The organism is Roseitalea sp. (assembly GCF_984466335.1).
In genome coordinates this window covers 1-10571 of the sequence record NZ_CFIFWG010000111.1, presented here as the reverse complement: position 1 = coordinate 10571, position 10571 = coordinate 1, and the positions used below count along the sequence as shown (strand labels likewise).

General features: G+C 67.5%; 9 protein-coding genes. 5 read left to right on the top strand and 4 right to left on the bottom strand.

What is annotated here, in order from left to right:
* On the top strand, window positions 1–235 hold a 235-nt coding region (locus AC5E6L_RS10770), incomplete at its 5' end, for a HEAT repeat domain-containing protein (protein WP_491773195.1).
* A complete protein-coding gene (locus AC5E6L_RS10765) occupies window positions 228–1106 on the top strand; it encodes an SDR family oxidoreductase (RefSeq protein ID WP_491228537.1) in 879 nt (292 codons plus the stop codon). The genes AC5E6L_RS10770 and AC5E6L_RS10765, both read left to right, overlap by 8 nt.
* A gap of 21 nt (window positions 1107–1127) precedes the next feature.
* Here AC5E6L_RS10765 and AC5E6L_RS10760 read toward each other — a convergent pair whose 3' ends face one another.
* A complete protein-coding gene (locus AC5E6L_RS10760) occupies window positions 1128–3023 on the bottom strand; it encodes a L,D-transpeptidase family protein (RefSeq protein ID WP_491228536.1) in 1896 nt (631 codons plus the stop codon).
* Between the two features lie 192 nt (window positions 3024–3215).
* On the opposite strand from AC5E6L_RS10760, the gene polA reads away from it, so the two are divergent.
* On the top strand, window positions 3216–6209 hold the full coding sequence (polA, locus tag AC5E6L_RS10755; protein ID WP_491773192.1) for a DNA polymerase I: 2994 nt from the start codon (window positions 3216–3218) through the stop codon (window positions 6207–6209).
* 20 nt (window positions 6210–6229) lie between these two features.
* Here polA and AC5E6L_RS10750 read toward each other — a convergent pair whose 3' ends face one another.
* Window positions 6230–7336: a Fic family protein gene (locus tag AC5E6L_RS10750; RefSeq protein ID WP_491228534.1), complete on the bottom strand. Its 1107-nt coding sequence runs from the start codon at window positions 7334–7336 to the stop codon at window positions 6230–6232.
* A gap of 213 nt (window positions 7337–7549) precedes the next feature.
* Complete coding sequence (locus AC5E6L_RS10745) at window positions 7550–8467, bottom strand: LysR substrate-binding domain-containing protein (protein ID WP_491773189.1); 918 nt, start codon at window positions 8465–8467, stop codon at window positions 7550–7552.
* Between the two features lie 126 nt (window positions 8468–8593).
* On the opposite strand from AC5E6L_RS10745, the gene AC5E6L_RS10740 reads away from it, so the two are divergent.
* Complete coding sequence (locus AC5E6L_RS10740) at window positions 8594–8893, top strand: hypothetical protein (RefSeq protein WP_491228532.1); 300 nt, start codon at window positions 8594–8596, stop codon at window positions 8891–8893.
* Window positions 8894–9149: 256 nt separating this feature from the next.
* Entirely contained in the window at window positions 9150–10121 is a 972-nt protein-coding gene (locus tag AC5E6L_RS10735; protein WP_491773197.1) for an NAD(P)H-binding protein, read from the top strand.
* 39 nt (window positions 10122–10160) lie between these two features.
* Here AC5E6L_RS10735 and AC5E6L_RS10730 read toward each other — a convergent pair.
* The coding region (locus AC5E6L_RS10730) for a nitrilase-related carbon-nitrogen hydrolase (protein ID WP_491773187.1) at window positions 10161–10571 on the bottom strand (411 nt) is incomplete at its 5' end.

Here is a 10571-nt window from a genome sequence, read left to right as displayed (position 1 = left end):
CGTGCGCAATTGCCTGATCGCGGCGGGCAACAGCGCCGATCAGGATCTTCTGGGCGCGATCGTGTCGCTGCTCGACGACGATGATCCGATCGTGCGCGGCGCGGCGGTCTGGGCGCTCGGCCGATGCGCGCCGGAGCGGCTCGCGGCCGCCCGCGCCGTCCGCTACGGCCGGGAGACGGACGCTTCGGTGCGCGCCGAGTGGGACGATGCCGACCAGGAGGGAACCCATGTCTGACGGACCGGTCACGCTGATCTTCGGGGCGGGTTTTTCCGGCCGCGCCTATGCGCGCCTGCTCGCGGACGGGGGCCGGCCGGTCATGGGCACCACGCGCAGCCGCGACAAGGCCGAGAGGCTGGCCGGGATCGGCGTCGGCCCCTTCGTCTTCGACGGCGAGACGGTCGACGGCGATCTCGCCGCGGCGATCGCGATGGCCACCGACATCGTCGTCTCCATCGCGCCCGATGGGCGGGGCGACCCGGTCCTGCGCGCCGCTCGCGATGCGATCGCCGGGGCACCCGGTCTGGAATGGGTCGCCTACCTGTCCACCGTGGGCGTCTACGGGAACCATGACGGCCGCTGGGTCGACGAGGCGAGCGCGCCAGCGCCGGTCTCGGCCCGGTCCAGGCAGCGGCTTGAGGCCGAGCGCCTATGGCGCGTCTTCGGCGATGAACGCGACGTGCCGCTCGCGATCCTGCGCCTTTCGGGCATTTACGGGCCGGGCCGGAACGCGTTCGCCAACCTTTCGGCCGGCCGCGCCCGGCGCATCGTCAAGCCGGGCCAGGTCTTCAACCGCATCCACGTCGAGGACATCGCCCGCGCGCTCGCCTTCCTGGCAGGGCGCCGGCACGACGGGGTGCTGAACGTGACCGACGACGGGCCCGCGCCACCGCAGGACGTCGTCGCCTATGCCGCCTCGGTCATGGATGTCGATCCGCCCCCGGAGATCGATTTCGAGACGGCCCCATTGTCGCCCATGGCCCGGTCCTTCTACGGCGAGAACAAGCGCGTTTCCAACGCGGCGATCAAGGCGCTCGGCTTTGCCTTCCGCTATCGCGACTATCGCGCCGCGTTCGACGCCATGTGGTCGGACGGAAGCTGGCGATAGCGCCCGGAACCGCCCACGCGTTCAGCCGGCGCGCGCCTTGTCCACCATAGCGAGCGCGCGGCGCAGATGGGCGTCGCGCCCATAGATGTCGGGGTGATAGGCGATGGCGCCGTCATCGTCCGGCCAGGCCGTGAAATAGGCCACATAGACCGGCACGGTCTCGGCCAGCCTCTCGACCTGTTCGTAGCCGCCGAGCTGGCTTGCCACATGCGCTTCCGACTTGCCCAGCACCGCCGCCGCCATGGCGCGCGGGTCCTCCAGCCGCACGCAGCCATGGCTGTAGGCGCGGTTGTCGCGCGCGAAAAGGTTCCTGGCCGGGGTGTCGTGCATATAGATGGCATGGCTGTTGGGGAACATGATCTTCAGTTCGCCCAGCGCATTGCGGGGGCCGGGTTTCTGCCGCACATTGTATGGTACTTTGCCGGCGAACTGATACCAGTCGATAGCCGACGAAGAAACCTGCTGGCCGGACAGCGTCGTCACCACATAGCCGTTGCGGTCCAGATAGCCCGGATCGAGGCGCAGCTTGGGGAGCATCTCGTTGACGATGATCGATTGCGGCACGCCCCAATAGGGATCGTAGACCACATGGTCGATCTCGTCGTGGAAGAAATAGGTCTGGTTCGACCTCTTGCCGACGATGGCGCGCATCGAAAGCGCCGTTTCGCCGCCCACCATGTAGCGCACGCGATATTCGGGCTGGTTGATCACAACGTGGCGCGGCCCGTAATCCTCGGGATGCCAGCGCAGCCGTTCGAGCGCCAGTTCGACCCGGCCGATGCGCAAGGCAAGGCTCTGGCCGCCGAGCCGCGATACCGTCTTGGGACCCACAATGCCGTCCGGCACGAGATCGAGGTCGCGCTGGACGTCCCTGATAAGCGGCACCAGGGCACCGTCATAGAGGTTTCCGCCCGCATAGGCGGCAAGCGTGCCGGCGTGCCTTGCGCGCGTTTCGTCCGACATCTTCTCCCTGGCCGCCCCGATCACCATCGGCAGCGCGTCCGAGATCGCGCCGGGGCGCAGGAACGTGCCCTGCGGGATGACGATCGCGTCCTGCGGGCTTGCGCGCAGCGCGGCCAGTTCGGCCTTCAGCGTCGCATAATCGGGCTGGCGCGGCGACAGGCTTTCGAGCCAGGCGGCCGCATCGTCGGCCCCGGCCATGGCGGCGAGCGCCGCGGTCGCGGTCAGCCGGTCCTTCGAGAAGTCGTGATAGCCCGACAGCCTGTTGGGATCGACCGCCCCGTCCTTCATGTCCAGCGCATAGCGCAGGGCGCGCGCCGTCAGCGTCAGTTCGAAGGCCAGTAGTTCGCGATAGCGGTGGGCGGGATCGTCCGCCGGCCAGCCCGCGGGCGGCAGGGCGACCGCGTAATGTTCGGCGACGAGGCCATGGGCGCCGGCGTCGTTGACCATCGCGGCGACGACCGCCCCGGCGGCGCTCACATCCATGCCCTCGACCCAGAGGAAGGCCGGATCGGCGGCATAATGGGCGCGCACCGCATCGGCGATGGCGGGTTCGATGGCCAGGGCGCCATCGGGCGCATGGTCGAGCGCCTCACGGAAACGGTCATTGTCCAGCACGGTCAGGGGCGGCAGGCCGGCGGCGCCGTCCGTTCCGATCGAACCGGTTATCGTCACGTCCGGCAGGAGCGAGACGAGCGTAACCTTAGCGATCGCCGGTGCCGCATAGGCATAATAGGACGGGCCGCTGATCCGCGCCACGGGCGGCGCGGCCTGCCGGACCGTCTGCGGCGCCGCGCCGTGCCGGGTGTCGCCAAACCGCTGCTGACGCTTTTCGCGGTTGAACAGCAATTGGTGAAGCTGGACCTCGGACGCGCCGGCCGGAGGCGGCGTGGCCGCCCATCCGGTCGCGATGACGGCCGAGGCAAGCAGCAGCCGCCCGAAAACTGCGTGGACCACTTGGAGTCTCCCGATGATCTGCGCCCGACGGGCGCAACCCTAGCCCGACAATGCGGGCGCGATAAAGGGATGGCACCGTAAACAATGCGTCAAGAACGATGAAGAAAGCCTGAACGCGCGCGATGGCGGCGGCGTTCGCGCGCGCCCTGTTTCGCATTGCCGCCCGCGCCGGGGCGCGGTAAGCGTTCGGCCATGGAAAAAGGCGATCATCTGTTTCTGGTCGATGGATCGGCCTACATCTTCCGGGCCTTCCACGCCCTGCCGCCCCTGACGCGCAAGTCGGACGGGCTGCCGATCGGCGCCGTGTCCGGTTTCTGCAACATGCTGTGGAAGCTCCTGCGCGAGGCGCGCGACACCGAGGCCGGCGTCACGCCGACCCATTTCGCGGTGATCTTCGACCATTCGTCCAGGACCTTCCGCAACGAACTCTATCCCGACTACAAGGCCAACCGGGACGAGCCGCCCGAGGATCTGCGGCCCCAGTTCGGGCTGATCCGCCAGGCGACGCGCGCCTTCGGCCTGCCCTGCATCGAGCTGGAAGGCTATGAGGCCGACGACATCATCGCCGCCTATTGCCGGATGGCCGAGGCGGCGGGCGGCGAAGCGACCATCGTCTCGTCGGACAAGGACCTGATGCAGCTCGTCACCGACCATGTGTCCATGTATGACACGATGAAGGACCGGCGGATCGGCCGCGCCGAAGTGGTCGAAAAGTTCGGCGTCGGCCCCGAAAAGATGATCGACCTTCAGGCGTTGACGGGCGATTCCACCGACAATGTGCCCGGCGTGCCGGGGATCGGCCCCAAGACGGCCGCGCAGCTCCTGGACGCATATGACGATCTCGACGCGCTTCTGGCGCGCGCCTCCGAGATCAAGCAGAACAAGCGCCGCGAAAACCTGATCGCCTTCGCCGACCAGGCAAGGCTGTCGCGTGATCTTGTGACGCTGAGGACCGATACGCCCGTCGAAATGCCGCTCGAAGCGCTCGCCCTTGAGGATCAGGACGGGCCGCGCCTGATCGGCTTTCTGAAGGCGATGGAGCTTACGACCCTGACCCGGCGCGTCGCCGAGGCGACCGGCGCCGATGCCGCCCAGATCGAGCCGGCGCATGTCGACGCGCACCGGGGCGCCGATGCGCGCGGCCCCGATCTGGATGCGGGGAACCTTCCAGCCTCCTCCCTGAGGGAAGGTCGCGACGGCGAAGCGGGTGGGGGTGACGGCACCGATGATGCCCCTACCCCGGGCCTGAGGCCCGACGCTTCCCTCAAGGGGGAGGGCGCAAGCCCTTCGTCCCTCGCCGCCGCGCGCGCGCAAGCCGCCGGCGCGTCGACGCTCGACGCCGATTTATATGAATGCATCCGCGATCCCGCGACCCTTGAGGCATGGATCGCCGAAGCGCGCGCCGCCGGCACCGTCGCCTTCGACACAGAGACCGATTCGCTCGATGCCATGGCGGCGAACCTGGTCGGCTTCTCGCTCAGCCACGCCCAGGGCCGGGCCGCCTATGTGCCGCTCGCCCATCGCCAGGGCGAGGACGATCTGCTGGGCGAGGGCGGCTTGATCGACGGGCAGATCCCGGCGGACGAAGCCATAAGCCGGCTCAAGGGCCTGCTCGAAGACCCCTCGATCCTGATCGTCGGCCAGAACGTCAAATACGACATGCTGGTGATGGCGCGATACGGCGTGACGATCGCCGCCTTCGACGATACGATGCTGATGTCCTATGTGCTCGATGGCGGCAACAACAGCCATCACGGCATGGATGCGCTCGCCGAGCGCTGGCTGGGCCACACGCCGATCGCCTACAAGGACGTCGCCGGGTCCGGCAAGAAGGCGATCACCTTCGATCGCGTCGCCATCGACGTGGCGACGCGCTACGCCGCCGAGGATGCGGACATCACGCTGCGGCTGTGGCGCGTGCTCAGGCCGCGCCTGGTCGCCGCGGGCCTGGTGTCGGTCTATGAGCGGCTCGAACGGCCCCTGGTGCCCGTCCTGACGGCCATGGAGCGGCGCGGCGTGGCCGTCGACAGGCAGATATTGAGCCGGCTTTCGGGCGAGTTCGCGCAGAAGGCCGCCGGCATCGAGGCCGAGATTCACGAACTGGCCGGCGAGCGCTTCAACATCGGCTCGCCCAAGCAACTGGGCGAGATCCTGTTCGGCAGGCTGGGCCTTCCGGGCGGCACGAAGACGCGCACGGGCCAATGGTCGACCTCCGCGCAGGTTCTCGAAGACCTGGCGGCCGAGGGCCACGAACTGCCGCGCCGCATCGTCGACTGGCGCCAGCTCACCAAGCTCAAATCGACCTATACGGACGCTCTGCCCGGCTACATCAAGGCCGAGACGGGCCGCGTCCACACCTCCTATTCGCTGGCCTCGACATCGACCGGACGGCTGTCCTCGTCCGAGCCGAACCTGCAGAACATCCCGATCCGCACCGCCGAGGGGCGGCGCATCCGCACCGCTTTCGTGGCCGAAAAGGGCAACAGGCTGGTCTCGGCCGACTACAGCCAGATCGAATTGCGCGTGCTCGCCCACATGGCCCGAATCGATCAGCTCAAGCAGGCCTTCGCCGACGGGCTCGATATCCACGCCATGACCGCCTCGGAGATGTTCGGCGTGCCGATAAAAGCGATGCCGCCCGAGGTGCGCCGCCGGGCCAAGGCGATCAATTTCGGCATCATCTACGGCATTTCGGCCTTCGGGCTGGCGCGCAATCTGGGCATCGGGCGCGCTGAGGCGGCCGACTATATCAAGACCTATTTCGAGCGCTTTCCGGGCATTCGCGACCATATGGACGCCACCAAGGCCTTTGCGCGCGAGCATGGCTATGTGGAGACGATCTTCGGCCGCCGCGCGCATTACCCGGAGATCAAGTCCTCCAATCCGCAGGTGCGCGCCTTCAACGAGCGCGCCGCGATCAACGCGCCGATCCAGGGCTCGGCCGCCGACATCATCCGCCGCGCGATGGCGCGCATGGACGCTGCGCTGACGGCCGATCGCTTGTCGGCGAAGATGCTGCTCCAGGTCCATGACGAACTGATCTTCGAAGTGCCCGAGAGCAATATCGAGCCGACCATGGCCACGGTCCGCCGGGTGATGGAGGGCGCCGCCATGCCGGCGGTTTCCATGTCGGTGCCCTTGCGGGTCGACGCGGCCGCCGCCGGAAACTGGGACGAGGCGCATTGATGGCGCATCGGCAATAGTGTTCAGGCTCCGTTCCGGGGAGCGGCCTGCGGTTCAAACAGCCGATAATAGGTCTCGTACATGAAGGCCCGGTCCCTTTGCCCGCCGGTGATCTCGGCGAGGATTCCCAGATCGACGAGCTTGTTCACCGTCGTATTGGCCGCCGCGAAGGTGACATCCATGGTGGCCGCGGCGCCCTTGACGGTGACGATCGGCAGGCTGAACAGGGACTCATACAGTTTCAGGGCACGGCCGGCGCCTCGCGGCATGGCTTCGATGATGCCGGAGCGATGCATCTCCCTCAGCCGGGCGATGGCGCGGGAAACCCGGGTTGCGTCCTCGGCGACGTCGATCAGGGCCTTGAGGAAGAATTCGGTCCAGCCGATCAGGTCGCCGCCGTCGCGGGTGGCTTGGAGGCGCGCGGTGTATTCGCCCTTATGCCGGCGGAAATAGTGGGAGATATAGAGGACGGGATCGCTGATCGCGCGGTGTCGCATGAACATCAGCGGTATGATCATGCGCCCCACGCGGCCATTGCCGTCGTTGAACGGGTGAATGGTCTCGAATTGCGCGTGCGCCAAGCCGACCTTCACCGCGAGCGGCAGGTTCTGGTCCTCGTTCATGAAGCGCTCTAGAGCGTGCAGGCAATCGCGCACCATGTGCGGCGGCGGTGGAACGAAGACGGCATTGCTGATCCCCGTTCCCTCGTCGCCGATCCAGTTCTGCATGGTGCGGATTTGTCCCGGAGCCTTGTCCTCGCCGCGAACGCCCCTCATCAGCCGTTCGTGCATCTGGCACAGCAGGTTCGTCGTGATCGGAATGCGGCTGGTCTCGGCAACGGCGTAGCGCATGGCCTTGACGTGATTGACGACCTCGCCGACATCGGCGGGCCGTGCCGGGTCCAGGACCGACGCTTCCGCCTTCAGCACGTCGCTCAGCGAAGCCTGCGTGCCTTCGATCTGGCTGGAGACCACCGCCTCTTTGCGGATGTAAGAGAGGACGAACAGATCGGGGTCCGGGATCGTATGGATCGATCCGTCAAGCCGCGCGACCGCCCTGTCCGCCTGGGAGATCAGGGCATAGAGGCTGCTGACGTCGAATGCCGTGCCGTCCGGCAGGGGCGCGGGCATGAATGCCGCGTAGCCACCGATTTGAGCCTCATATGTTCCTGTTTTGTGCATGAGGCTGCACTAGACACATATAACAAGTCGCACCATAAGGGATTATAATTATAGGCAATCTATAATAGTGTCAAGCAGCGCCTCATATGCGATTGCCCCGCGGCCGGACACGCGGCGGCGATTATCCGTCCTGCTTGTCGATTCGCCGGCGAATGAAGATGCTCATGCGCATGGCAGATCGCCGCTCTCGATCGCCGCGTAACAGGCGACCACATGGTCGGCGACGGCGCGCGAGCATTCGCCCGCGTCGGTTCGCACCCGCATCCGGCTCTGATAGGTGCCCAGCTTCGGCAGGCCCTGCTTCTCGCCAATGCAGATCAGCGGCGGCTCGATGCATGAGACCGGCAGCGGCGCGACGGCGAGATCGGACATTAGCGCCGCCCTCTGGGCGGCCGTATGGGCGCTCATATAGGCGATCCGGAAGTCGCGCCCGGTCTCGCCCAGCGCCCGGACCGCGTTGGCCCGCCACGAGCAGCCCTCCTCCCACATGGAAACGGGAAGCGGATCGCGCTCCCACGCACAGCCGCCCTTGAGGCCGCCCCAGACGAGCCGCTCCTCGATCAACACTGTGGCGTCGGCCGGCAGGGCGCTTTCCGGCCGCGCCGTGTGGATCACCACGTCCAGGTCGCCGTGCTCATAGCGCGGCACCAGTTCCTGGGTGTTCTCGATCACCACGTCGACGGCGACATTGGGGTGGGTTTCGGCGAAGCGCTTCAGCACCTGCGGCAGCAGCCGTTCGCCATGGTCGTCGGCGGCGCCCAGCCGCACCGTGCCCTGAACGTCGGGCATGACGAAGCGCGCCATCATCTCGTTGGACAGCGCCAGGATGCGCCGCGCATAGCCGATGAGAAGCTCGCCCTCGGCCGTCAATGCGACCGAACGCGAGTCGCGGGTAAAGACGCCGACACCGAGCAGGTCCTCAAGCTTCTTCATCTGCATCGAAATCGCCGACGGCGTCCGGAAGACGCGTTCGGCGGCCTTGGAGAAGCTGCCCGACTCGGCAATGGCGACAAAGGTGCGCAAGAGATCGACATCGACCGGCACCTGTGGGCGCAGCGGCTTGGCATCGGGAGCGTTCATGGCGGATTGTCTTTCAATTTTATTGATCTTAAACATCAAATCGTTTCGTTTGATTGAAGCATCGATCGTTTCCATTGTCCACCCCGAAAGCAACATCGTCCGCGATGAAACCGAGGAGTAGGACCGATGACCGTGTTCGACCATCACGATACGCGATCGCTGCAAACCCGCCCCGGCGCGCTGGCGCGTCGGCTGGCCGATCTCGCCATCGCCGGGTTCGGCCGGCTCCGCGCCCGCGCGGCCGAAAGCCGACGCCGCCGGCTCGACCGGCAGGCCTTCCTGACGCTGCTCGGCAAGGAGGATTGGCTCTATCGCGACGTGGGCGTCAGCAGGGCCGATATCGAATGGGCGGCCCGCCTGCCCTTGCACATGAATGCCGCCCGGGAACTGGACCGGTTGCGTGATCGCGTCCGCATGGGACGGTAGGCGCGCATGCCCTCGTCCCGGCGCCGCCCGGCCCTGCTCCCGGACTGGCCGGGCGGCGCGATTCCGGCTAGCCTTTATGCATGTCGAGGCCGGACAGCACGCCCCTTCCGATCGCCGCCCTTGCCGGCGGCGAACGCCACCATGCCTTCCCGATGGCGCCAAGGCACCCGGCGCGCGCAATCGTCGATCGTCCCGCATGAGCGGAACCGGCACGGCACAGCGGCCGGATCGGTCTCCGGCGCCGCGCCGCGTGCTGCTGCTGGGCGCGACCGGCACGATCGGCCGGGCGACGGCGCGGGCCCTGGTCGCGCGCGGCCATGACGTGGTCTGCTTCGTGCGGCCGCGCTGCGGGGCCGGCGGGGCCCAGGCGCCGGGAGCCATGGCGGAGCCGCCCGCAGGGGCCGCCATACGCCATGGCGAGGTGACCGATCCGCGGTCGCTGGCCCGCGACGGCTTTGGCGGCGAGCGTTTCGATGTGCTCGTCTCGTGCCTTGCCTCGCGCACCGGCGCGCCCGCCGATGCCTGGGCGATCGACCATCGGGCGCATCTGGGCGCGCTGGCCGCCGCACGGCGGGCCGGTGTCGCGCACATGGTGCTGCTCTCGGCGATCTGCGTGCAGAAGCCGCGGCTTGCCTTCCAGCATGCCAAGCTGGCCTTCGAGGCGGCCCTGATCGGTTCCGGCCTGACCTATTCGATCGTCAGGCCGACCGCGTTCTTCAAGTCGCTGTCGGGGCAGATCGACCGGCTCGCAAGGGGCAAGCCCTTCCTGTTGTTCGGCGACGGCGCCCTGACGGCCTGCAAGCCGATCGGCGACGACGATCTGGCCCGCTACATCGCCCTTTGCCTTGACGATCCGTCATGCCGCGACCGCATCCTGCCGATCGGCGGTCCTGGCGCGGCGATCACGCCCAGAGAGCAGGGCGAGCATCTGTTCGCGCTGCTGGACCGGCCGCCCCGGTTCCGGCACGTGCCGGTCGCGATGCTCGATGTCGTCGCGGCCATGCTGGCCGTGCTCGGCCGCGCTTCTCCCAAGCTCGCCGACAAGGCCGAGCTGGCGCGCATCGGGCGCTACTATGCCACCGAGTCGATGCTCCTTCTCGATCCGGATACGGGCCGCTATGACGCCGATTCAACGCCCTCTTTCGGAACCGAGACCCTGTTCGACCATTATGCGCGCGTCGTCGCCGGGCAAAAGACCATCGAACGCGGCGATCACGCCGTGTTCTGACACCCGCGCCCGCCCGGCCGGATGGCCGGAAGCGGCGGTTCAGCGCCCGCCGGCCCAGACCAGCCGATAAAGATCGGGCCGCCGGTCGGCCAGATTGCGCACCGAACCCTTCCGCCGCGCCGTCTCCAGCGCCTTCATGTCGAGATCGGCGATGATCATCTGCTCGATCTGCGGCTCGGCCTCGGCCGCGATCCCGTCGCGGGCGAAGCCATGGTCGGACGGGGTCAGGACCGCCGAGCGCGCATAGGCCATTTCGATGTTGGCGGTGTTGGCGAGATTGCCCACCAGCCCGGAGGTGACGACGAAGCACTGGTTTTCGACGGCGCGCGCGTGGCAGCAATAGCGCACCCGCAGGTGACCATGGCGCGTGTCGGTCAGATACGGCACGAAGACGAGCCTTGCGCCCCTGTCGGCCAGGCGGCGGCCCAGTTCGGGAAACTCGCTGTCATA

Excerpts from the sequence above, each read along its gene's own strand:
- AC5E6L_RS10745 (WP_491773189.1), bottom strand. The coding sequence starts at position 8,467 with ATGAACGCTCCCGATGCCAAGCCGCTGCGCCCACAGGTGCCGGTCGAT.
- AC5E6L_RS10750 (WP_491228534.1), bottom strand. The coding sequence starts at position 7,336 with ATGCCCGCGCCCCTGCCGGACGGCACGGCATTCGACGTCAGCAGCCTC.
- AC5E6L_RS10765 (WP_491228537.1), top strand. The coding sequence starts at position 228 with ATGTCTGACGGACCGGTCACGCTGATCTTCGGGGCGGGTTTTTCCGGC.
- polA (WP_491773192.1), top strand. The coding sequence starts at position 3,216 with ATGGAAAAAGGCGATCATCTGTTTCTGGTCGATGGATCGGCCTACATC.
- AC5E6L_RS10740 (WP_491228532.1), top strand. The coding sequence starts at position 8,594 with ATGACCGTGTTCGACCATCACGATACGCGATCGCTGCAAACCCGCCCC.